This window comes from Rosettibacter primus (assembly GCF_036860675.1).
Classification (GTDB): Bacteria; Bacteroidota; Ignavibacteria; order Ignavibacteriales; family Melioribacteraceae; genus Rosettibacter; species Rosettibacter primus.
In genome coordinates, this window is sequence record NZ_JAYKGK010000004.1 from 202,645 (window position 1) to 224,939 (window position 22,295).

Sequence of the window (22,295 nt, forward strand, 5' to 3'; positions counted from 1 at the left end):
CAATAAGTAATTCAGATGCTTACTTTAATATTTTTTTTAAAGACTTCTTCAAATAATCCTTTGCGCCTATCAAAATTCCAAATTTCAATATCAGGTTTTAATGTTTCATCACATTCAAGATGAAGAATAACTTCTTCACCTTTAACTTCGGCTTTAATATTTTTTATTATCTGGCGATGAGTTCTATCAAAAGAATCAGCAATTCTTAAAATAGCAGATAACTTTTTAATAATTTGTTTTGTTTTTCCCGGTAACATTTCAAATTCAATATGACTTGGTTTGGGATGACTTTTTCGATGATATCTTGCTGTGTGTGCTATTATATCAATTTCATTTTCGTTGAAGCCAAGAAGCTCACTATTTTTAATCAGATAATAACTATGATGATGATGATTTGCATGTGAAATATTATATCCAACATCATGAAGAATTGCAGCTGCCTCCAGCAGTTCTCTGTTTTCATTATCTAATTGATGAAGAATTTTTAAGTTATCATACAGCTGAAGTGCTAATTTTGCTACATGTTCGCAATGCACTTTATCATAATTACACTTTTCAGCAAGTTGTTTAACTGATTCCTTTCTTATATCTGAAAGAATTGGTTTATTTGATTCTGAACTATGTTTTTGAAGTGTATCAATTATAATTCCTTCTCTTAATGCATAATTTGAAATTGTCATCTCCTGAATATTCAATAAATCAAAAATTGTTTTGAGAATAATTATTCCTGCTGGAATTATATCAGCTCTTTTTTCATCCATTGCAGGAATTTTTTTTCTTTTATCAGGAGTTTTTCTTTTAAGAATCTCATCAGTAATTTTTTCTAATTCATATTTATTAAAAACAAAATTGTTGAGATTAACAATTGAATTTGAGTTCCCTTTTTTTAATGCATTAATCATTTGCGCTGTAGACAAAATTGTTCCCGAGGAACCAATTGCTAATTCAAATCCTTCATTCAATAGATGATGAACAATTGGATAAATTTCACCTTTAACCCATTCCTGGCATTCTTTAATTCGTGTATCGGATAGGATATAATCCGGGAAAAATTTTTGTGAAAATCTAACAGCTCCAATTTTTAGACTGAAAGAATTAATTGGGTTCCCTTTTTCTCCTATTAAAAATTCTGTGCTTCCTCCACCAATATCAATTAGCAGAACTTTTTTATTAAAAATTGGTAATGCTTTTAATGCACCGAGATAAATCAATCGGGCTTCTTCAAAACCACTTATAACTTCAATTTCAATTCCAACTTCTTTATTAACCATTTGAATAAATTCGTTTTTATTATGAGCTTCTCTTACTGCACTTGTAGCCACAGCGCGAATTTTTGCATTGTAAGATTCTGCAATACCTTTAAATCTTTTCAAACAATTTATTGCTCGCTCGATTGCTTCCGGTAATATAACTTTTATGTCACCTCCGCTTCCCTCGCCTAATCTAATTACTTCTTTTTCTCTATCTATAATTTCAAAATTCCCGTTTTCAACAATTTTTACAACTATCAGATGAAATGAATTTGTTCCGAGATCTATTGCAGCTAAATTTTGTCCTTTCATATTTTATTCTTCCCTTTTTCCAGTATTAATTTGCAAATATTGAATACATCTTCTTCATTAACATCAGAAATTAATTCGGATTTACGAATAAAATATTTTTCTGCTCCAACAGGTGCCCAGTTGAAAGGATTAGTTGGACCAAAAATTGAAATTTGTGGTGTATCGGTTGAACCAGCTACATGCATAACACCTGTATCATTTGTTATGAATAAATCACTTCTTGAAATTAAAGCAGCAAGCTGAGGTATTGGTTTATTCAAAAAATATTTTGCATCAATCTTCAAATTTTTCTTTATGTAAGAAATTTCATTTTTATCAGCATTACTTCCTGTAAAATAGATTTTAATTTTGTATTTCTCATTGAGCAAATAAATTAAATTAATGAACTTATCAAGAGGCCATCTATTCTGTGATTTTCCAGCTCCTACATGAAAGCCGATTAAATATTCATAATCATATAAATTCATTTTGGAAATAAATTTATTTACTTCTTTTTCATCATCTTTTGTAAATACTATATGTGAACGAAAGTTTTGAGTTGTAATCCCAAATGGTTTAACTATATCAAGAATAAAATCCGATACATGAGCATCGGGATTTTTCTTCCAGTTCAAATTAATTCTATAATTAAAAAGAAAAGCAAAGGGATTTTCATTATTGTCTAACGAAGCAGGACCAATTTTTATCTTTGATTTAGAAAAAGCCGCCAATATGCAACTTGTTTTTGAAATTGCTACTGTTGCAGGAACAATTGCAACATCATATTCTTTTTTCAAAATTTTAATTAAATGTAACAAATAAAAAAAGTTAAATAATTTCTTTTTTTTGAAAACAAATAATTCATCTATCAAATTGTTTTTTGTAACAGCAAAGTAATTTTCAGGACTTGCAATCAAAGTGATTTTAGATTCGGGGAATTTTTCTTTTATTGCTCTAAACAATGAGGTGCTTGCAAGCATATCTCCAAATTGATTATGCTGCCGCACGATTAAAAAATTTTTTGGATTACCTAAAATGTAATCTTGTTTTTCTTCTTCAGAAAAATTTTTGCGCAGAATATCAATTAAGAATTTCAAAAATAAATTTTGACGGGACATTTAGAATCAACTTTTTGAGCTATCTTTTGGAACTATATCTTCAAATTTTGCTTCGATAATATCTTCATCTTTTATGCTGTATCTCGATTTAGTCTTTTTTCTATTGATTTCATTTTCTGATTTATACTCTGATGATAATGCTGCTTTTACCATTCTGACTATCTTGAAAATAATAAATATCAATAAGAACCAGATTATTAAACGTATCATAATTTCATTTCCTTGCTTCTGGGTTGAAATATTCTATGAATCCTCTGTCGTCACGAAATATTTGTTTATAGAGTTCATCAAAATCTTCTTCTCGATTAATAAAATCAATCTCTGTTGTATTAACTATTAATAATGGAGTTTCGTTATACTTAAAGAAAAAATCATTATAAGCTTCTGAAAGTTCTGCAAGATAAGCTCTTGTTAGATTTTTCTCGAATGTCCTTGCACGATGTTTTATATTCTGCATCAGTCTATCAATACTTGATTGCAGATAAATTACTAAATCAGGTTTTGGAATATTACGAGTAAGTAAAGGGAAAAGAGTATCATAAAGTTTTAGTTCTTCACCTGTAAGATTCAGGTAAGCAAATATTCTATCCTTATCAAATATATAATCAGAAACAATATAGTTATTAAACAAGTCAGGTTGGGTTAACTTTTGAAGTTGTTGATAACGACTAATCAGAAAGAATATTTGAGTTTGGAAAGCATACTTGCGTCTGTTTTCATAAAATTTTTCTAGAAAAGGATTTTCTTGAAATTCTTCAAGAATAAGATTGGCGCGTAATTTTTCTGAAAGTTTCATTGCTAAACTTGTTTTGCCTGCGCCAATAACACCTTCGATTGCGATATATCTAAGTTCTTTCACAGTATTAATTAAATTAGTGAGTAATCTAATTTACCTATTATATATTTTTCAATGTTCGATAAGTCTAATTCCCGCATTTTTTTCTTTTGACCTGGTGGAATAAAATCCGGAGCTATTTCAATTAACGGGATCAATGCAAAATCTCTTTTAAATACTTCGGGATGAGGAATTATTAAATCTTCTGTTTCATAAATTAAAGTATTAAGGAAGAGAATATCAATATCAATTTCTCTTGGCCCCCATTTTTCAAATGATTCTTTTCTACCAAGTTCTTTTTCAATATTCTTCAAAAAATTATACAATCCAATTACTCCAAGACCTGTATCAATTTCAATTACTGCATTATAAAAATTTTCTTGATTTGGATTTCCATAAGGTTTAGATTCATAAATTGATGATGCAGCAAGAACTTTGCAGCTCTCAAATCCGTGTATTTTTTTTACAGCTGCACGAAGAAAATATAAACGGTCCCCTTTATTAGAACCTAAACCAAGAAAAATATTATTCACCATTTTCTTTTACTACCTCCGCTTCTACATAATCCAGAACTCCGCCAACAGGCACATTGTGTTTGCGGACTCTTACAGCAATTTTTTGTATTGCAGGATATTTTTTTAGAAGTTCATTTGCTATAGTAGTTGCAAGAGTTTCAATTAAATAAAGTTTCTTATGGTGAACTATTTCTTTGATAAATTTATAAACTTCATCGTAATTAATTGTAAGCTTAAGGTCATCTTTCTCTGCTGCTTTTGAGAAATCTGTATAAATATCTACATCGGCTTCAAATCTACCGCCAATATTTTGCTCCTCTTTTAATGCTCCATGATATGCATAAAAACTTGCATTTTTTATTTTGATAATATTTATCATACTCTTATAATCTTTTTGCTTCAAAATATTTTATTAACCCTTTAAAATTAGCAAATAAAATCCCTATTAGCACTAATGAACTTCCAAAAATTGTATAACTTGATAATGATTCATCTAAAATTAGCCAGCCAAGTATTACTGCAACAATTGGTGTTATGAAAGAAGATAATGATAATAAAACAATATTAATCCTCTTAAGAAGCCAGTAGTAAATTGTAAAAGTAATAACTGTCCCGAAGAATGAAAGAAAAAGAATCGAGCCAATTGCTTTATAATCAAATTTCCAAAAAGAAGTATTTTCAAAAAGAATTGCAGCCATAATCATTATTAATCCAGAAAATAATAAAGGCAAAAAATTCATTGAAAGTGGATTTAAATGTTCTCCATATTTTTTAATAATAACTGCAATTGAAGCCTGCATAAATGCACTAAGCAATACTGCTAGTGTTCCCCAAAAATAATCCGATAATTGAAAACTTAAATTTTCTGAAAATATGATAACTATTCCTGTAAAACCTAAGAATACACCGGATAATTGATTGAATGTTACTTTATAATTATCAAAAGCAAGTAAAGAAAAAATTATTACACCAAAAGGAAGCATTGCAAATAAAATTGAAGCTAAACCTGAAGGGATAAATTGTTCTGCCCAATAAACTAATCCAAAAGGAATTGTAAAAGAAAATAATGCAAGAATAAAGTATAATTTTATAGATAATGAATCTTTTTGCAGTTCAATTTTATTTAATTTCATAAGAATGTAAATGAAAAGAGAAGCTAAAACAAATCTTATTCCTGCTGAAAAAATTGGAGTTAAGGAATCCAATCCAATTCGAATTGCAAGCCAAGTCGAACCCCAGATTAAACAAATTAAAACGTAACCAGATATTATTTTAAAATTTTCCGAAGTCATTAAATTTCCCTCATAGCTATTATTCCCAAAGCACGACCAGAAAATTTACCATCCCGCCTGTAGGAATGAAGCAAATCTTTTTCTTCAAAAGAACATAGTTCTGAAATCTCAATTTGTTCTGCAGGAATTCCATTTTCAAGAAGAATATCTTGATTTGCTTTTTTTATGTCGAGAAAAATTCTGCCATTAATTTTTTTTAAATACTTTGAATCGAATAATGAAGCCACATCTTCTTTAACTTCATAATTTTTTTGTGAAATTGAGGGGGCAATGTATGCAAATAAATTTTTTGGTTCAGAATGAAAATGCTCAAACATTAAATGAAGTGTCTTTTCAAGAATTTTTTTATGAGTTCCTTTCCAGCCTGAATGCACAGCTGCAATAATTTTATTTTTGGGGTCATAGATAAAAATAGCAGCACAATCTGCCGAAGAAATTGCTAAACCAATTCCTGAAACATGAGTTATTAGAGCATCACTAATCCCTGTGTATCCTGGTTTATCTACAATCTTAACTATATCGCTATGAATCTGCTTTTGATAAGCAATGCTAAAAGAATTTAATCCAAGTTCTTTAAAAAATTCTTTTCTATTTTTTTCTACAATTTCTTTTTTATCACCAACAGAATAAGACATGTTAAAATAATAAGGTTCTTTTCTGTTGAGTCCTACTTTAGTAGAAAATCCATAAATAATTTCTGGAAATTTTTTAAATAAATAACTCTGAATTATTTTCATCATTTCAAAAACAGAAGCATGTATAATTCATTAAATTATTTTTAAACATTGTTCAAGGTCATAAATTATATCATCAGGATTTTCAAGGCCGATTGCAAGTCTAATTCCACCAGCATCAATTCCTCTATCTGCAAGTTCTTCAGGTGGAACAACAGAATGAGTCATCGAAGCTGGATGTTCAAGCAAAGTTCGAGTATGACCAAGACTAACAGCAAGGGTCATTGTATAAGCATGTTCAGCAGCATAGTCCATAAATTTTCTTCCATTTTCTTTACTTTCCGCCGGGCTATTACCTTTTATTACAAAGTAAATTAAACTACCTGGAGCAAAATTTCCGTTGAAATCTCGCATCTGTTTTCTTGCGGTTTCATAAAATTTAAAATCGGGCAAACCAGGATAATTTACAAATTCAACTTTAGGATGAGAACTTAGGTACTCTGCTATTTTTATTGCTGAGTTTATTTGTTGTTTTAATCGAATTGGCAAAGTAGGCAAACCATAAGTCAGAATTGACCATGCACTTTTAGGATTAAGAACACCACCAAAATCTTTTCTATAAAGTTGGAGTATGTCTTGATATTTCTTTTTCCCGATTACAATTCCACCCATATCGGTTCCAAAACCACCAATACCTTTTGTAAGAGAATGAACTACAAAGTCAGCTCCAAGTTCAAGTGGTCTCTGACAGAATGGAGTTGCAAAAGTGTTGTCAATAACTATTTGAATTTTGTTCTCTTCGTTTCTTGTTTTGTTTATTTCATCAACAACTTTTCTAATTTCCTGAATATCAATTATCTGAAGATTTGGATTAGCTGGGGTTTCAAAATATACCACTTTAGTTTTTTCTGTTACATAATTGAACAGGTTTTGTGAATTAGTTAAATCAATTGGTGTCCATTTAATATTGTATCTTGGATACCAATTAGTTAATAACGAAAGAGTACAGCCATAAAGTGTATTATGAGTAATTATTTCATCACCAGATTTTGTAAGAATACCAAGTGCTGCTGAAATAGCACCCATACCACTTGCAAAACTAACTGCCATTTCTCCTTTTTCAACATAAGCTAAATTTTCTTCGAGCATGTCTTTGTTAGGTTCACCGAGTCTATCATAAATGAATATTGGAGCTTTTTCACCAAACTCTTGAGTGTGTGCAAATCTCATGAATCCTTCTGCACCTCTTTCAACAGAATCCAGTCGAAATGTTGTTGAAGATGAAATTGGAGCCGTTACATGATGTGAATAATCCCATTTATCGGTAATATACTTTCCATAAATTAAATGGGTATCCATTGAATATTTTGATTCGTCATACTTATTGTTTTTGGCATTATTAGCCATAATAGCCTCCGATTTTTCTGACGAAAATTAAAGAAAAGAAAAATGGAAAACTATCGAATGATTATAAATCTTTTCGGGGAGAAACAATCAAATCAAATTATTTTCTCTAAGCCAATCATCATTATAAATAGTAGAAAAATATTTATATCCGCTGTCATTTATAATAGTAACAATATTGGCTTCTCTATCAATTTCTTTAGCAAGTTTAACAGCACCCCAAATGTTTGCCCCTGATGAACCTCCTGCAATAATTCCTTCTTCGTATGCTAATTTTTTTGTCCAGCCAAATGCTTTTTTATCATCTACTTGATACATATCATCAAGAATATCAAGTTGTGCTGTTTTAATTAAAAATTCATCTCCCATTCCTTCAATTAAATATTTTGAAGGTTTGATAAGTCTTTTGTTTTTAAAGTATTCATAAAATATTGAACCTACAGGGTCAATGCCAATAACTTTTATTTCAGGATTTTTCTCTTTTAAAAATTTTCCTGCTCCAGTAATTGTTCCACCGGTTCCTATTGCCCCAATTAAATAATCAACTCTGCCTTTCATTTGTTCCCATATTTCCGGGCCGGTTGTCATATAGTGAGCTTCGTTGTTATCTAAATTATTATGCTGGTCAATGTAGTAAAGTGAAGGGTCGTTCTTTGCTAAATTATATGCATAATTGTTATAAGATTCAGGATGTTCTGGAGGAAGAGAAGCATCTACTTTAATTACATCAACTCCAAGTATTTCAAGCATTTTAATTTTTTCTTTGCTTGTTGTATCCCGTATTACAATTTTCAATTTGTATCCTTTTTGTCTGCAAACAATAGCTAAACCCATTGCAGTATTGCCAGAAGAATTTTCAATTATTGTGTCACCCGGCTTTAACTTTCCTTCTCTTTCTGCTTTTTCAATCATGTATTTTGCAATTCTATCCTTTAAACTTCCACCAGGATTCATGAACTCAAGTTTTGCGTAAATCTTTGCTTTCAAACCTTTTGATATATTGCCTAATTTAACAATTGGAGTTCTTCCAATGGCTTCAAGAATATTATCATAACAAAAATTTCTCATCTTTTCTCCACATTTACTGCAATAAATTTTTTTCAAAAATGGATTTTAAAGTAAAGAATAGCCTCTCAAAAATTCTTCCGCTGTCATTCTTTTTCTGCCTTCCGCTTGTAATTCCAATATTTGAATTGTTCCATTATTTGTGCCTATAAATATTTCTTTTTTTGTTTGAAGAATTTTTGATGGTTCTAAAATTATGTTCTCTACTATTTGAGTTTTATATACTTTATAAATTTTCCCCTGATGTTCAAAAAATGCACATGGGTGAGGTGATAATCCTCTTACAAGATTATGAATTTCTCTTGCACTTTTCGACCAATCAATTCTGCATAGTTCTTTTGTAATTTTTGGAGCAGGTGATGCTAAAGAATCATCTTGTTTGATTAATTGATAATTTCCCGAATTTATTAATTCAACCGTCTTTAAAACTACATCAGCCCCTAAATTCATCAATTTATCATGAAGACTACCAAAATTATCTTCATCTTCAATTTTAATTTTCTCTTGAAGAATAATATTGCCTGTATCTACACTTTCTTCAAGAAAAAAAGTTGTTACACCTGTTTCCTTCTCTCCATTAATTAATGCCCATTGAATTGGTGCAGCTCCTCTGTATTTGGGCAACAAAGATGCATGAAGATTAAATGAACCTTTAGATGGAATTGTAAATACTTCTCTTGGAAGGATTCTAAAAGCAACAACAACAAATAAATCTGCATTAATTTCTTTAAGCTGCTTAATAAAACTATCTTCTTTCAACGAAAGTGGAGTCAAAACTTTTAAACCTTTTGACAGCGCAAATTCTTTTACAGGGGTTGGTAAAATTTTTTTCCCTCTTCCTCGTTCTTTATCCGGTGCTGATACAACTAATTCAACTGAATAATTGCTGTTTAATAATTTTTCTAAAGAAGGAATTGCAAATTCAGGAGACCCCATAAAAACAATTTTCAAATCACGCTCCTTATAAATAATACTTAATCTTCAACAATAGGATAATCAATTTTAATTTCCTTTCTTTTAATCTTGTTCAATTCTTCCTGCAGCTTTTTCTTAATTTCTGAATCAACTCTATCAGGAATTAATTTCCCAATTAAATGGTCATATTCATGAAGAATTACTCTAGCGAACAAATCATCGGCTTCAATTTCAACTTCATTTTCGTCAGTATCAATAAACTTAACTTTAATTTGTCTTGGTCGCTCCACTTCTGCTCTTAAGCCGGGAAGACTTAAACAACCTTCTTCTAGGATTTCAGTTTCTTCTGATTTTAAAATTATTTCAGGATTAATCATTACGACTGGCTTGAACTTTTCATAACCATCAACACCTTTTAAATCAATTACAAAAAGTGATTCAGTGAATCCTACTTGATTTGCTGCAAGACCAATTCCATTAGCATTCCGCATTGTATCAAACATATCTTTAATTTTTTTTATTAAATCATCAGAAATTGATTTTACAGGTTTAGTTTTTTGCTTTAAAATTTTATTGCCATATATAGTTATTGGTAATATTGCCATATTATAATTCTTCCTTTTCTTCTGTTTGAATAACTCCTGCTGCAAGGTCCTTAAATAAAATAACCTCGCTTGAGCAAAATAACATCCTAATTAACAATCGAAAGATAATTAACATTTGTTGAAGAATAAAGGAACCGATTAAAAAGTAATAAGGTGTTCGAGGAATTTCTATTACAAGAAGATTATAAACTATTGAACCCAGCGCTCCAAGAAATGCAATAAATAAAAACACAAGAAATACTAAAGAAAAATTGTCTTGAATAAATTTTGTTGCATAAATAATTTCTTGAATTACTTTGGTTTTATCCTTTAATGCAAGTGAAACTTTAGAGTAATCTGAAATTAGTGTAATTATTCCAATTAAGAACAGTAAAAATGTATATCTTAAAAAGCGTATCAAAAATTCAGTTTTTACAAATTCAGTATTTCTAAAAACAATAGTAATTAAATCGCCAATAAGGTCATTCAATAAAAAAGCTACAGAATAAAAAATTAAGGATATTAAGAGAACTTTAAAAAATCTGAAGAAATATTTTACTCCACCATAAAAGAAATCTACATAATGATTTTTACTGAATTGATTGAATACAGATATTAAACCCCCAAGATAAAATGTTTGAATAATTGTATAAATTCCTGCAACTGTAAAAATTGCCCATGGAATCTGGTCAAGTGATATTTCATATAAATTTCTAAATTGCAGATACCAGAAGTAATCAAATCCTGAACTGAGTTTATCACTCATCAATGAATTTTTAAGGTCGTTTAAAAGCAAATTATAGATTGGCACACTAAGAACAATTGCGAATGCTGTGTTTGTCAACCAGAACAAAATTACAAATTTAATATTATAGCTTACTGCTCTTATTGAGTCTATTAATATTTCATTAATATTTTTAATCATCCAATACTTCCAATCATCATTAACGCATTTTGAACCCAGAAGAACCATCTGAGTGCAATAGAAATTGAAGCCCAATATCTTGGCTCTAATGTAAGAGAATTATTTGCAAAGTTTATATCAAGAAGATTTTTTCTGTGCGGGTCAATTTCTGCAGCAATAACTTTATCATTTGTGACAAACTCAAAAATTTTCCATCTTTCCCTGCCATCCCACTTTTGATATAAAGTATCTTTTTCTGTATAAAGTGCTATATCATTTTTAAAAATGCCATCGTACAATCTTTCTGCTAAAACACGATAAACATTCGATGCAACTTTTTTAATTGAAGTAATTCGATAATCAAATACTTTTGAGTTATAAAAAAAATTATCCCAGAACCATGACATATCTTCACTGCTACTATTATTGACTTCTCTTATAAAGTCTTCTGAAGTTGGATGTTTGTATTTATATTTTTCAAAATAATCACGCAGAATTTTCATCATTTTATCTAAACCAAGATATCTCTCGAGTGATAACAACATTAATTCAGGCTTATCATAAGAATTTACTATGTAAGAAAGTCTGGAAGGCAATTTGTAAGAAGTATCTGCTATAGAACCAATGATAAGATTTTTATAATAATCTTTCGCACTGTTAACACCTTCAACTATTGGAATATCTGCAATTGTATAAATTAAAGGTATATCATTAAAAGAAAGGAAATTTATTCCAAACACCGGCAGATAAGTAAGAATTCTGAAATTTTCTAAAATCTTTGGATAATACTTATACATTATCTTTGTAGATAAATAAGAGGCAAAACCTTCATCAAGCCAGGCTTCATAAACTTCGTTATTTGCAATAATACCATAAAAATATTGATGAGCAAATTCATGAGCTGTGAGATATTCAGGTGAACCTGTTGCTTCTGGAGAAAATAAATTTACATGAACTGTAAATAAAGTTGGATATTCCATTCCACCCGAAGCACTAGAATTCGGAACATCTACTAGTGAAATATTTTGATAAGGATATAGTCCAATATAAGTCTCAAAATATTCCAGACAATTTTTTACACACTTAATATATCGTTTTGAATATTTCTCATTTTCAGGTTGAATGTAAGCATTAATAAAAATTGGTGAACCATCTTTTCTTTTATAAATATCTTTTTTCAAAATAATTTCATCCGAAGCCATCCATGCAAAATCATGAACTCCAACTTGAGTAATTTTATACAAAGCAAATTTTTCATCGATTAATTTTTCTCTGCAAACTCCTGTAGAAGCCACAATGTAATTCTTTGGCACTTTTATATTTACATTATATTCTCCGAAGTCAGAATAAAAATTTAGATATGGATGATATTGACTGCATACCCATTTGCCATTTTCATATACCCCAACTTTTGGAAACCATTGAGAAACAAAATAAAAATTTCTTCCTGCAGCTCTGCCAAGTCTTTTAACCGAAACAGGAATTGTCATTGAATATTCGAAATAAATTTTTACAGAATCATCTGGCTGAACACTTTTATCAAGAATTACTTTAGCAACTGTGCTGTCAAAAGGATTTAAAATTTCGGGCTGGAAAAAAATTAACTCTGATTGCTTACCGTCAATATGAAAATTCTTAATCTTAATTTCTGTTTGATTTTCTTTTTCAAGTTTAAATGCAGCAGCAAATAATGTTTTGTTGTTTTTATAAGCATTCGCATAAAAATGAAAATGGATTTCTTTTGCAGGAAAGTTTGTTTTGTTTATCCAAATAATTTCTTCTTTTGCATTTATTAAATTTTGAGAAGGGATTAATTCTACATCAATATTATAATTTGCAATGTTCTGAACCTTATCATATTCTGATTTCAGAATACCTTTGAAATAAACAGAAGTATTCTGAACATCAAATTTCTGGTAGGAATCAAAATTATTTTCATAAAAATAGATAATACCAGAAAATAAGATTAAAAAAATCAGAATAAATATTTTTTTCATACATTAGAAACATAAGAACATAAGATATTTAATTCAATTTTATAAATAAAAAAGCTGCTCAAAATTTATCAGCAAAATCAGCAGTAAATTTTGGGCAGCTTTTAATTGAGAAATTACTTTATTTCTATTGTTTTTGGTTTTACACGTTCATGTTTGGGCAAACGAACTTCAAGAACACCGTTCTCAAGTCTTGCATCGATTTTTGATTCATCAATGCTATCTGAAATTTTGAATCTGCGGTAGAAGTTTCCAATTTCAGTTTCTTTGAGAACATATTTGCGATTTACAGCTTCGTCATAATCAATTCTGCCCATTATGACGAGATGACCGTCTTCAAGTTTAATCTTGAGATTTTCTTTTTTAACTCCTGGGATGTAAGCATTTAAGAAAAATTCATCATCGGTTTCATAAATATCAACAAGAGGAGCAACCCAGGATTCATTTTCTAATGCTTCTTCCCAGCTTTTCTGTGTTTTAACTTCTTGCATTTCTTTTACTTCTGCCATATGCACCTCCTTTTTAATTTTTCAAACTTATTTTTCAAATTAAGTTAAATTTATTTTCAATTTACTTTTTGTCATCATCAACAACTTCATAGGAAGCATCCTGAACATCTTTATCATCCTTTCCAGTGCCATCAGATTTAGCTTGTGAACCAGTATTAGCTTGAGAATATGCTCCCTGTTGTGCATAAAGCTGCTGAGCAATTTCATTCCATACTTTTGTCAAAGCATCAGCAGAATTTTTAATTCTATCAGTATCGTTAGTCTTGAGAGCATCTTCAACTTTCTGGATTTCACTTTCAAGTCTGCTTCGTTGTTCAGATGTTAGTTTATCTTTCAATTCTTGAATTTGCTTTTTAGTCTGGAAAACAAGATTATCAGCATTATTTCTTATTTCAACTGCTTCTTTTTTTCTCTTATCTTCAGCAGCATGTTCTTTAGCTTCCTGCTTCATTCTTTCAATTTCTTCTTTTGTCAAACCACTTGAAGAAGTAATTCTAATGCTCTGTTCTCTATTAGTAGCTTTATCTTTTGCAGAAACATGAAGAATTCCATTAGCATCAATATCAAATGTAACTTCTATTTGAGGCACACCACGTGGAGCAGGAGGTATACCATCCAGATGGAATCTTCCAAGTGTTCTATTATCTGCTGCCATTGGTCTTTCACCCTGAAGAACATGAATTTCAACAGATGGCTGATTATCAGCAGCAGTCGAGAAAATTTCACTTTTTCGAGTTGGAATTGTTGTATTAGCTGGAATCAAAACTGTCATTACACCACCTAAGGTTTCAATACCTAATGACAAAGGTGTAACATCAAGCAACAGGACATCTTTTACATCACCAGCCAAAACTCCACCTTGAATAGCAGCTCCAACTGCTACTACTTCATCAGGATTAACTCCTTTGTGAGGTTCTTTTCCAAATATTTTCCTTACTACTTCCTGGACTTTAGGTACACGAGTAGAACCACCTACTAGAATAACCTCATCAATCTGTGAAGGAGTTACCCCTGCATCTTTCATAGCTTTTTCACATGGAGGAATTGTTCTTTGAATTAAATCATCTATTAATTGTTCAAACTTTGCTCTCGTAATTGTTATATTTAAATGTTTTGGACCATCTTGAGTAGCAGTTATAAATGGCAAATTAACATCTGTCTGCATTGAAGAAGATAATTCAATCTTAGCTTTTTCTGCAGCTTCTTTTAATCTTTGAAGAGCCATCGGGTCTTTTCTTAAATCAATACCTTCCTGTTTCTGGAATTCATCAGCAAGATAATCAATTAATCTCTGGTCGAAATCATCACCACCTAAGTGGGTATCACCATTTGTTGATTTAACTTCAAAAACTCCTTCTCCAATCTGAAGAATAGAGATATCAAAAGTTCCACCACCTAAATCATAAACAGCAACAATCTGGTCTTTGTGTTTTTTATCAAGACCATAAGCAAGAGCAGCAGCAGTAGGTTCATTTATAATTCTTCGTACATTTAAACCAGCAATTTCTCCAGCATCTTTTGTAGCTTGCCGTTGAGCATCATTAAAATATGCTGGAACAGTAATAACAGCTTCTGTAACTTCGTGTCCAAGATAATCTTCAGCAGTCTTTTTCATTTTTTGTAATATCATCGCAGAGATTTCCGGCGGCGAATATAATCTATCTCCAATCTTAACTCTTGCAGAGCCATTTTCAGCAGCAACAACTTCATAAGGTACTTCTTTAGTTTCTTCATCTACCTCATCAAGTCTTCTACCCATAAATCTTTTAATGGAGAAGACTGTATTCTTTGGATTAGTTATTGCCTGACGTTTTGCAGGCTGACCTACAAGTATTTCTCCTGTTTTCGTAAAAGCAACAACAGATGGAGTTGTTCTTCCACCTTCAGAATTCGGAATAACTACAGGTTCATTACCTTCCATTACTGCAACACAGGAGTTAGTAGTTCCTAAGTCAATTCCAATAATTTTTCCCATTTTTCATACCCTTTAATTTGTTTATAAATAAAAAAAAGATAGAGTTGAAGTAGTGATTACTTCAACTCTATTACTTTTTCGTTTTTTGGTTTAGGATGCAATTTTTTCATGTTAATTCTGAGCATGCCATCTTCAAACTTTGCTTCAACATTGTCGGAATCAACTTCAGCAGGTAATGTGAAGCAACGTTTGAAGCTTCCAAATACTCTTTCAGCTCTGTAATAATTTTTTCCTTTCTTTTCTTCTTCTTTTTTCTTTTCACCTTCTATTGTCAAAATATTATCTTGCAATGTAATTTTTAAATCTTCTTTTTTTACGCCTGGTATTTCGGCAACAACATTGATATTATTGTCGTCTTCCGAGATATCAATTCTCGGATTGAAATTATCTGTAAAGGAGAAGCCAAAATTTGCAAAGTCTTCGAAATATCTTTGAATTCTGTCATGTAAGGTTTCGAGTTCTTTTAAGGGTTCAAATCTTACGAGTGTCATGGCTATCACCTCCTTCTTTTGTTAATTTTTGCAATTATATAAACAAGAGGTGTGCCAGACACAAAATATTTTCTTAAGTCATTATTTTACAATATGTTATAAGAATTTTATAATTAATCAGTAAATTTGAAAATTTGTCAGATGTTTCTGTATTTTCCTGCTAAAAATTAATTTTTGACAGAAACATATGTCAATTTTAACAAATAAGTAGTCGGAGGTAAAATTGTTTAACATCGAAGAATTTGATATTAAACTCGATACTGAATTTATAGGCCGCAATTTTATTTATTGCGATGAAGTTGATTCAACTAACACCGCATTGCTAACTAATAAAGATTTTAATCGAGATGGTACTGTTTTGCTTGCTGAATATCAGAGCAAGGGAAGAGGACGAAAAAATCGCACATGGGTAAGTAATGCTGGACAAAATTTAACATTCTCCATTTTATTGAAGGGAGATTTCAAAGAAAAAAAAGTCAATTTAATTAATCTTGGCAGCAGCCTTTCTGTTGCTCAATCTTTAGAAAATTTATATCAATTTGATGTTGAACTTAAATGGCCTAATGATGTTTTAGTTAATAAGAAAAAAATTGCAGGAATTTTACTCGAATCTACATCAAAAGGAAATAAGATTAACAAATTAGTAATTGGAATTGGAATTAATGTGAATCAACCAAACTTTCCCGGGAAATATGATATTCAACCAACATCTGTAAGAAAAGAATTTAAGTCGATAGTCAGCAGAGAAAAATTATTAAGCGAAGTTCTCAATAATTTTGAAAGTATCTTACAACTTGTTAAAGATGACCCTAATAAAATATTAAATGACTGGCGTAATCGATGCAAAATGATTGGAGAAAAAGTTAAGGTTGTTTTTGACGATAAGATTAAAGTCGGAATATTTGACGATATTGATGAAAATGGATTTTTAATTTTAAAGGCTGGCGATACAATAGAAAAAATTAATTATGGGGATGTCAGTTTAAGATAGAAAGTTATTATGAAAGTTTATTTTGATAATGCTGCTACAACGCCTCTTAATCCTCAAGTTTTTGAAAAGATGAAACCTTACGTTACAGAATTTTTTGGTAATCCATCTTCTATTCATTCATATGGAAGAAAAACAAGAGTTGCAATTGAAGAAGCACGAGAAGTAATTGCAGAGTTCATCAATGCCAAACCGGGTGAAATTTATTTTACGAGCGGAGGAACAGAGGCAAATAATTTTATTATAACAGGCATTACTAAAACTGAATTTTCAGAATCAAGAAAAAATAAAATTATAACAACAAAAGGAGAACACCACAGCGTTTTGGATACTTGTTATGAATTAACGAAATACGGTTTTGAACTTCAATTAATTGATATCGACAAAAATTCAAAAATTATTTTGAGTGATTTTGAAAATAAAATAAATGAAAATTGTGCTTTAACATCAGTAATACATATCAATAATGAAACCGGCAGTATTAATCCAATAGAAGAATTAAGTTCAATTACAAAAAGAAAAAAAATTTATTTTCATACAGATGCTGTTCAAAGTTTTGGAAAGATTAAAATTGATGTTAATGAATTAGGAATTGATGCACTTAGCGCCTCAGCTCATAAAATAAATGGTCCAAAAGGGACAGGTTTTGCTTATGTAAGAAGCGGTACACCAATATCACCGCTAATTTTTGGCGGTTCACAGGAAAGAAATCGAAGAGGTGGTACTGAAAATGTAGCAGGAATTGTTGGGCTCGCCGAGGCTGTTAAAATTGCAAAAGCAGAAATGGTAAAAAATTATGAGCATGTAAAAAAACTTCGTGATGAATTTGTAAAAGGCATAAAAATATTAGATAAGGATTTCATAAAAATTAATGGTGGAGAAGATGCATTCCCCTATATTTTGAGTATTACTTTTCTTTCTGAAAAATATAGAAATGAAGCAGAAGCAATGCTAATGTTTCTTGATATAAATGGAATTGCAGCTTCAAATGGAGCTGCATGTACTTCTGGAACTTTAAAACCTTCTCACGTAATTATCAATTCAGGGTATAAATTAGAAGATGCTGCAGGGACAATCCGTTTTTCCTTCGGATCGCAAAATACATTTAAAGAAGTTGAGTATGCATTAGAGATTTTGAAGAAAATGATCGAAAAATTTCGGAAATAAAATAAGAACACAGATAACACTGATAAAACATGATTTACACAGATATTAATCTTGTGGTCATCTGTCTAATCTGTGTTTTCTGTGTTCAACTAAAATTTTAATCAAGTTAAATAATCAATCATTAATGATAATTTTTCTTTCAGTTGCTTTCTGGGTACAATAAAATCAATAAAACCATTATCAAGTAAAAATTCAGATTTCTGAAATCCTTCTGGTAAATCTTTTCCTATTGTTTGTTTGATTACTCTTGGTCCTGCAAATCCAATTAATGCTTTTGGTTCAGCAATAATAAGATCTCCCAGCATTGCAAAACTTGCTGTAACTCCACCTGTTGTAGGGTCAGTTAGCACAGAAATGTATGGAATTTTAGCATCCGCAAGACGAGCAAGACGCGAACTTGTTTTTGCCATCTGCATTAATGAATAAGCTCCTTCCATCATTCTTGCCCCGCCGCTTTGACTGATAATAATCAAAGGAATTTTTTCTTCATAAGCCACATCAATTATACGAGCAATTTTTTCTCCGACAACTGCGCCCATACTTCCACCAATAAAATTAAAATCCATACATGCAAATGCAACTTTCTTCCCATCAATTTTTCCGACTCCAGTTCTAACTGCATCATATAATCCTGTTTTCTTTATAGTGGATTCAATTCGCTCAGTATATTTTTTTGTATCTTCAAATTGCAGCGGGTCGGCAGAACGCATTTTCTTATCATGTTCTTTGAAAGAACCTTTATCCAGTATCAAGGAAATGTATTGTTCACTACCAATTCTAAAGTGATATCCACACTTTGGACAAGTCCAGATGTTCACTTCAAGTTGTTTATTATGAATTATTTCACCACAATCTTCACATTTTGACCATTGCCCATCAGGCAATTCAGATTTTTTGCTATCAGGTGAAATATTTTCTTTTTTTCTTTTAAACCATGCCATTATTTTCTCTTCTTTATTGTTGCAGATAAAGTTATTACATGAACAGGTTGTTCAGGGTCATTCGAATAAATTGCTACAGTTCGCACAAACTGGCCAATTCTATTTGATGTGTCTAAATTTATTCCTATAGTTCCCTTTTCTCCGGGTTGAAGTTTTTTGCTGCTCAACATTACAGCTGTGCAGCCACATGTTGTTTTAATATCATTAATTTCAAGAACACCTTTCCCTTCATTCTTAAATTCAATTTTAGCTTCTACAACTTTACCTTCATCAACTTCGCCAAAATTATATTGATAACTGTTTAAAACTAATTTGGGATTATTCCCATCATTTGAACGAAAAAGCTTTTCAACTACAACTACATCAAAAGATAATCTGTATTGAGGTGTTTTTGGGTCATTTGAAAACACATATACATATTTTTTTTGTGGACCAATCCTTCCGCGAGAATCAAATTCTATCTTAATTTTTGTTCTTTCTCCGGGCTTCAAAATTTTCTTTTGAGGTTGAACTGCAGTGCAGCCACATGATGCTTTAACATCATTAATGATTAAATCAGCATTACCTTGATTAATAATTTCGTATTCATGTTCAACTGTTTGTCCTTCAAGAACTTCTTTAAAATTATAATTGGGTTCAGGTGAAAATATTTTTGGTTCTTTATCCTGTGCTAAAATTAATGTTGTAAAAATTAGTAATAATAAAATTATTCTTTTCATTTTTTCACCTTCGCAATAAATTGTTTTAAATAAAATGGTTCTAAATAATCGTAATTATAAGTTAATAATTCTTTCCCATACAAATATGACCATAAAGCTACATAAATCGCATGTGGTCCAGAGATAATTTTTATCTCAGGCGAAATATCTTTATCTGCAAATATAATATCAAATTCTGTTATTTTTTTATTTAATTCATTTTTGTGAATTAAAGATACATCTTCAATCTTTTTATATCCATTTTTTTCTGTTTCATAGACAGCATAATAAAAATCATTAATGCTTGCTGATTTTAATATTGCAAATTTTTTGCCTTCTGCCATTTTTTCTGAAATTTCAAGTGCCATTACTTCAAATGTTGGAACGGGAACAATAGGTAAATTACTTCCCAGTGCCAGCCCTTTTGCTGCCGATAAACCAATTCTTAATCCAGTAAAAGAACCCGGTCCAATTGATACTGCTATTTGATTAAAATCACTCAATTCTATTTTTGAACTTTTCACAACATAATCTATCATGTCAAAAATTTTTTCTGAGTGAATATGCTTTCCTTTAATATTAGATTCGACATAATATTTATCATTTAGCATTACAGCTACGCTGCATAAATCTCCTGATGTTTCTATTGCAAGTATGGGTAAGTTATTTGTCATATTTTTCTAATCGAGATTAATCGTGAATTTTCATCAATAAATTTAAAATTCATTTCATAATAATGTTCTGGCAAAATTTCTTTCCATAAATTTGCCCACTCAATAAATATTATAGCATTTTCTTTTAGGTAATCTTCAAAACCTAAGTCGTATAGTTCTGTAATTTTTTTAATTCTATAAAAATCAAAATGATAAATTTTTTTCTGTCCGTTGTATTCATTTACAATTGCAAAACTTGGACTTGAGACATTTTTAATCCCTAAATTTTCACAAAATGATTTAACAAAAAAAGTTTTGCCTGAACCAAGTTCTCCATTTAATGCAATTACATCACCTTCTTTAAAAATTTCACATAGAGACTTTGATAAATTTTCGGTCTCAATTACTGATTTTACCAAAATTTCATCAGGGATATTAATCATTATTTACTCTCTAAAGTTACGACTGGTAAAATCATTTCTTCCATCGAAATTCCACCATGTTGAAAACTATCTTTGTAATAACTCAAATATTTATGGTAATCTGTAGGATAGACAAAATAATAATCTTCTTTAGCAATAATATAACTTATTGCCACACCGCGTCTTGGAAGTTTATATTCTTGAGGATTTTTAATATAAAGTGCATGTTTGTCATCTACTTTTAGATTTCTGCCAAATTTAAATCTAAGATTAGTTGAAGCTTCGCGGTCACCTAAAACTTTTGCGCCTCTTAATGTTCTAATACTGCCATGGTCTGTTGTAACAATAATTTTTGCTTTAGGAATTCTTGAAATTAATCTAAAAGAATTAAGAAGATATGAATGTTGAAACCAGCTGTTCGTTAAAGACCGGTATGCAGATTCATCAGGAGCTATTTCTTTTAGAATCTGGGAATCAGACCTGCCATGAGCAATCATATCAAGAAAATTTACAACTATTGCCATAAAATGATTATTCTGAAAAGACAAAACATTTTGTTCAAATGAACGCCCTACATCAGGGTCAATAATTTTTATGTACTTCAAATCGTTTCTAAGTTTTATTCTTTTTCTATCTAACAATAATTGTAACAATTCTTTTTCATATTTATTCATGCTGTTTTCATCATCATCAGGAACGGAACTCCACAAATCCGGATAATATTTTTCAATCTCTGAAGGGAATAAACCTGCAAATAATGCATTGCGAGCATATGGAGTAGCAGTCGGCAGAATTGAAATGTAATAATCTTTTTTAATATTGAATAAATCCTTAAGATGCTTTTCCATAACAAGCCATTGGTCTAATCTCAAACAATCAATTACAAATAGAAAAATTGGACCTTGAGCATTAACAAGATGAGGCAGAACATATTTATTAAGAACCGATACTGTTAAAGTAGGATTGTCTTCGCTGTTTAGATTATCAATCCAGTTTTTATATTCATGTTCAACATATTTTGAAAATTCTTGATTACATTCTCGTTTTTGGTCAATTAATGTTTGACGAAAATCAACTTCTGGATGAATATCAAATTCCATATCCCAGTAAACAAGTTTTTGATAAATTTCAATCCAGTCCGAATAATCTGGGTTCATAATTAATCTTCTTGAAATCTCATTGAAATCACTCAAATAATCTTTTGCAACATATTCACTTGAGATTTTTTTACTTTCTAAAATTTTCTTACAAACCATTAAAACTTGAGATGGGACAATCGGTTTTATGAGATAATCACTTATCTTACTTCCAATTGCGTCGTGCATTAAAGATTCTTCTTCGCTTTTAGTAATCATTACAACAGGAATATCAGGATTAATTTCCTTGATTTGAGCTAATGTTTCTAAACCACCCAGACCGGGCATCATTTCATCAAGAAAAATTAAATCATATTGATTGTTTTTAACCTGGTCAATAGCATCTTCGCCGTTAGTTACAGTATCAACTTCATAGCCTTTTTCATTCAAAAAAATTATATGAGAACGAAGAAGTTCAATTTCGTCATCTACCCAGAGAATTTTATTTTTTTTCATAGCTTCCAAATTATTGAT

The 22,295-nt window shown here is 30.4% G+C and carries 24 protein-coding genes; 2 read left to right on the top strand and 22 right to left on the bottom strand.

Going from position 1 to position 22,295, the window contains the following annotated elements; genetic code table 11:
• Window positions 1-11 precede the first annotated feature (11 nt).
• From VJY32_RS07220 to VJY32_RS07300, 17 genes are all read right to left on the bottom strand, one after another.
• Complete coding sequence (locus VJY32_RS07220) at window positions 12-1,562, bottom strand: Ppx/GppA phosphatase family protein (RefSeq protein WP_353677234.1); 1,551 nt, start codon at window positions 1,560-1,562, stop codon at window positions 12-14.
• Window positions 1,559-2,659, bottom strand: a complete 1,101-nt coding sequence (locus tag VJY32_RS07225) for a glycosyltransferase family 9 protein (protein ID WP_353677235.1) — start codon at window positions 2,657-2,659, stop codon at window positions 1,559-1,561. The genes VJY32_RS07220 and VJY32_RS07225 overlap by 4 nt, the downstream gene beginning before the upstream one ends.
• A 6-nt stretch (window positions 2,660-2,665) precedes the next feature.
• Window positions 2,666-2,869: a hypothetical protein gene (locus VJY32_RS07230; RefSeq protein WP_353677236.1), complete on the bottom strand. Its 204-nt coding sequence runs from the start codon at window positions 2,867-2,869 to the stop codon at window positions 2,666-2,668.
• Between the two features lie 4 nt (window positions 2,870-2,873).
• Entirely contained in the window at window positions 2,874-3,518 is a 645-nt protein-coding gene (locus tag VJY32_RS07235; RefSeq protein ID WP_353677237.1) for a deoxynucleoside kinase, read from the bottom strand.
• Between the two features lie 8 nt (window positions 3,519-3,526).
• A complete protein-coding gene (gene folK, locus VJY32_RS07240; protein ID WP_353677238.1) occupies window positions 3,527-4,030 on the bottom strand; it encodes a 2-amino-4-hydroxy-6-hydroxymethyldihydropteridine diphosphokinase in 504 nt (167 codons plus the stop codon).
• The gene (gene folB / locus VJY32_RS07245; RefSeq protein ID WP_353677239.1) at window positions 4,020-4,388 is read right to left on the bottom strand and encodes a dihydroneopterin aldolase; all 369 of its coding nucleotides are present in this window, start codon (window positions 4,386-4,388) and stop codon (window positions 4,020-4,022) included. The genes folK and folB overlap by 11 nt, the downstream gene beginning before the upstream one ends.
• Window positions 4,389-4,392: 4 nt before the next feature.
• Window positions 4,393-5,301 (bottom strand): DMT family transporter, encoded by a 909-nt coding sequence (locus tag VJY32_RS07250; protein ID WP_353677240.1) that lies wholly within the window; start codon window positions 5,299-5,301, stop codon window positions 4,393-4,395.
• A complete protein-coding gene (pgeF, locus tag VJY32_RS07255; RefSeq protein ID WP_353677241.1) occupies window positions 5,301-6,041 on the bottom strand; it encodes a peptidoglycan editing factor PgeF in 741 nt (246 codons plus the stop codon). The genes VJY32_RS07250 and pgeF overlap by 1 nt, the downstream gene beginning before the upstream one ends.
• 27 nt (window positions 6,042-6,068) lie before the next feature.
• Complete coding sequence (locus VJY32_RS07260) at window positions 6,069-7,382, bottom strand: trans-sulfuration enzyme family protein (protein WP_353677242.1); 1,314 nt, start codon at window positions 7,380-7,382, stop codon at window positions 6,069-6,071.
• An 87-nt stretch (window positions 7,383-7,469) separates the two neighbouring features.
• Complete coding sequence (locus VJY32_RS07265; protein ID WP_353677243.1) at window positions 7,470-8,447, bottom strand: PLP-dependent cysteine synthase family protein; 978 nt, start codon at window positions 8,445-8,447, stop codon at window positions 7,470-7,472.
• A 45-nt stretch (window positions 8,448-8,492) separates the two neighbouring features.
• Window positions 8,493-9,395 carry a methionyl-tRNA formyltransferase gene (gene fmt, locus VJY32_RS07270; RefSeq protein ID WP_353677244.1) on the bottom strand — a complete coding sequence of 301 codons (903 nt, stop codon included), beginning with the start codon at window positions 9,393-9,395 and terminating at the stop codon, window positions 8,493-8,495.
• A 23-nt stretch (window positions 9,396-9,418) separates the two neighbouring features.
• Window positions 9,419-9,964, bottom strand: coding sequence for a peptide deformylase (def, locus tag VJY32_RS07275; RefSeq protein ID WP_353677245.1), 546 nt, complete (start codon window positions 9,962-9,964; stop codon window positions 9,419-9,421).
• Between the two features lies 1 nt (window position 9,965).
• Window positions 9,966-10,868: a hypothetical protein gene (locus tag VJY32_RS07280; RefSeq protein WP_353677246.1), complete on the bottom strand. Its 903-nt coding sequence runs from the start codon at window positions 10,866-10,868 to the stop codon at window positions 9,966-9,968.
• Window positions 10,865-12,844: a M1 family metallopeptidase gene (locus tag VJY32_RS07285; protein WP_353677247.1), complete on the bottom strand. Its 1,980-nt coding sequence runs from the start codon at window positions 12,842-12,844 to the stop codon at window positions 10,865-10,867. The genes VJY32_RS07280 and VJY32_RS07285 overlap by 4 nt, the downstream gene beginning before the upstream one ends.
• 113 nt (window positions 12,845-12,957) lie before the next feature.
• Window positions 12,958-13,350: an Hsp20/alpha crystallin family protein gene (locus VJY32_RS07290; RefSeq protein ID WP_353677248.1), complete on the bottom strand. Its 393-nt coding sequence runs from the start codon at window positions 13,348-13,350 to the stop codon at window positions 12,958-12,960.
• Between the two features lie 61 nt (window positions 13,351-13,411).
• Window positions 13,412-15,325 (bottom strand): molecular chaperone DnaK, encoded by a 1,914-nt coding sequence (gene dnaK, locus VJY32_RS07295; RefSeq protein WP_353677249.1) that lies wholly within the window; start codon window positions 15,323-15,325, stop codon window positions 13,412-13,414.
• 56 nt (window positions 15,326-15,381) lie between these two features.
• On the bottom strand, window positions 15,382-15,816 hold the full coding sequence (locus tag VJY32_RS07300) for an Hsp20/alpha crystallin family protein (RefSeq protein ID WP_353677250.1): 435 nt from the start codon (window positions 15,814-15,816) through the stop codon (window positions 15,382-15,384).
• Window positions 15,817-16,039: 223 nt separating this feature from the next.
• On the opposite strand from VJY32_RS07300, the gene VJY32_RS07305 reads away from it, so the two are divergent.
• Entirely contained in the window at window positions 16,040-16,807 is a 768-nt protein-coding gene (locus tag VJY32_RS07305) for a biotin--[acetyl-CoA-carboxylase] ligase (RefSeq protein ID WP_353677251.1), read from the top strand.
• Window positions 16,808-16,816: 9 nt separating this feature from the next.
• On the top strand, window positions 16,817-17,971 hold the full coding sequence (locus VJY32_RS07310) for a cysteine desulfurase family protein (protein ID WP_353677252.1): 1,155 nt from the start codon (window positions 16,817-16,819) through the stop codon (window positions 17,969-17,971).
• A 101-nt stretch (window positions 17,972-18,072) separates the two neighbouring features.
• Here VJY32_RS07310 and accD read toward each other — a convergent pair whose 3' ends face one another.
• Genes accD through porX form a run of 5 tightly spaced genes read right to left on the bottom strand, consistent with a single transcriptional unit; the run spans window position 18,073 to window position 22,277 of the window.
• Window positions 18,073-18,912 carry an acetyl-CoA carboxylase, carboxyltransferase subunit beta gene (gene accD / locus VJY32_RS07315; RefSeq protein WP_353677253.1) on the bottom strand — a complete coding sequence of 280 codons (840 nt, stop codon included), beginning with the start codon at window positions 18,910-18,912 and terminating at the stop codon, window positions 18,073-18,075.
• A complete protein-coding gene (locus tag VJY32_RS07320; RefSeq protein ID WP_353677254.1) occupies window positions 18,912-19,631 on the bottom strand; it encodes a DUF1573 domain-containing protein in 720 nt (239 codons plus the stop codon). The genes accD and VJY32_RS07320 overlap by 1 nt, the downstream gene beginning before the upstream one ends.
• Window positions 19,628-20,284 carry a tRNA (adenosine(37)-N6)-threonylcarbamoyltransferase complex dimerization subunit type 1 TsaB gene (tsaB, locus tag VJY32_RS07325; protein WP_353677255.1) on the bottom strand — a complete coding sequence of 219 codons (657 nt, stop codon included), beginning with the start codon at window positions 20,282-20,284 and terminating at the stop codon, window positions 19,628-19,630. The genes VJY32_RS07320 and tsaB overlap by 4 nt, the downstream gene beginning before the upstream one ends.
• On the bottom strand, window positions 20,281-20,706 hold the full coding sequence (gene tsaE / locus VJY32_RS07330; RefSeq protein WP_353677256.1) for a tRNA (adenosine(37)-N6)-threonylcarbamoyltransferase complex ATPase subunit type 1 TsaE: 426 nt from the start codon (window positions 20,704-20,706) through the stop codon (window positions 20,281-20,283). The genes tsaB and tsaE overlap by 4 nt, the downstream gene beginning before the upstream one ends.
• On the bottom strand, window positions 20,706-22,277 hold the full coding sequence (porX, locus tag VJY32_RS07335) for a T9SS response regulator signal transducer PorX (RefSeq protein WP_353677257.1): 1,572 nt from the start codon (window positions 22,275-22,277) through the stop codon (window positions 20,706-20,708). Before porX ends, tsaE begins: the two co-directional genes overlap by 1 nt.
• Window positions 22,278-22,295: the final 18 nt, after the last annotated feature.

What these genes read in the sequence shown, in the direction of transcription:
- VJY32_RS07220 (WP_353677234.1), bottom strand. Translation starts at nt 1,562, where the DNA reads ATGAAAGGACAAAATTTAGCTGCAATAGATCTCGGAACAAATTCATTT.
- VJY32_RS07225 (WP_353677235.1), bottom strand. Translation starts at nt 2,659, where the DNA reads ATGTCCCGTCAAAATTTATTTTTGAAATTCTTAATTGATATTCTGCGC.
- VJY32_RS07230 (WP_353677236.1), bottom strand. Translation starts at nt 2,869, where the DNA reads ATGATACGTTTAATAATCTGGTTCTTATTGATATTTATTATTTTCAAG.
- folK (WP_353677238.1), bottom strand. Translation starts at nt 4,030, where the DNA reads ATGGTGAATAATATTTTTCTTGGTTTAGGTTCTAATAAAGGGGACCGT.
- folB (WP_353677239.1), bottom strand. Translation starts at nt 4,388, where the DNA reads ATGATAAATATTATCAAAATAAAAAATGCAAGTTTTTATGCATATCAT.
- VJY32_RS07250 (WP_353677240.1), bottom strand. Translation starts at nt 5,301, where the DNA reads ATGACTTCGGAAAATTTTAAAATAATATCTGGTTACGTTTTAATTTGT.
- pgeF (WP_353677241.1), bottom strand. Translation starts at nt 6,041, where the DNA reads ATGATGAAAATAATTCAGAGTTATTTATTTAAAAAATTTCCAGAAATT.
- VJY32_RS07260 (WP_353677242.1), bottom strand. Translation starts at nt 7,382, where the DNA reads ATGGCTAATAATGCCAAAAACAATAAGTATGACGAATCAAAATATTCA.
- VJY32_RS07265 (WP_353677243.1), bottom strand. Translation starts at nt 8,447, where the DNA reads ATGAGAAATTTTTGTTATGATAATATTCTTGAAGCCATTGGAAGAACT.
- def (WP_353677245.1), bottom strand. Translation starts at nt 9,964, where the DNA reads ATGGCAATATTACCAATAACTATATATGGCAATAAAATTTTAAAGCAA.
- VJY32_RS07280 (WP_353677246.1), bottom strand. Translation starts at nt 10,868, where the DNA reads ATGATTAAAAATATTAATGAAATATTAATAGACTCAATAAGAGCAGTA.
- VJY32_RS07285 (WP_353677247.1), bottom strand. Translation starts at nt 12,844, where the DNA reads ATGAAAAAAATATTTATTCTGATTTTTTTAATCTTATTTTCTGGTATT.
- VJY32_RS07290 (WP_353677248.1), bottom strand. Translation starts at nt 13,350, where the DNA reads ATGGCAGAAGTAAAAGAAATGCAAGAAGTTAAAACACAGAAAAGCTGG.
- dnaK (WP_353677249.1), bottom strand. Translation starts at nt 15,325, where the DNA reads ATGGGAAAAATTATTGGAATTGACTTAGGAACTACTAACTCCTGTGTT.
- VJY32_RS07300 (WP_353677250.1), bottom strand. Translation starts at nt 15,816, where the DNA reads ATGACACTCGTAAGATTTGAACCCTTAAAAGAACTCGAAACCTTACAT.
- VJY32_RS07310 (WP_353677252.1), top strand. Translation starts at nt 16,817, where the DNA reads ATGAAAGTTTATTTTGATAATGCTGCTACAACGCCTCTTAATCCTCAA.
- accD (WP_353677253.1), bottom strand. Translation starts at nt 18,912, where the DNA reads ATGGCATGGTTTAAAAGAAAAAAAGAAAATATTTCACCTGATAGCAAA.
- VJY32_RS07320 (WP_353677254.1), bottom strand. Translation starts at nt 19,631, where the DNA reads ATGAAAAGAATAATTTTATTATTACTAATTTTTACAACATTAATTTTA.
- tsaB (WP_353677255.1), bottom strand. Translation starts at nt 20,284, where the DNA reads ATGACAAATAACTTACCCATACTTGCAATAGAAACATCAGGAGATTTA.
- tsaE (WP_353677256.1), bottom strand. Translation starts at nt 20,706, where the DNA reads ATGATTAATATCCCTGATGAAATTTTGGTAAAATCAGTAATTGAGACC.
- porX (WP_353677257.1), bottom strand. Translation starts at nt 22,277, where the DNA reads ATGAAAAAAAATAAAATTCTCTGGGTAGATGACGAAATTGAACTTCTT.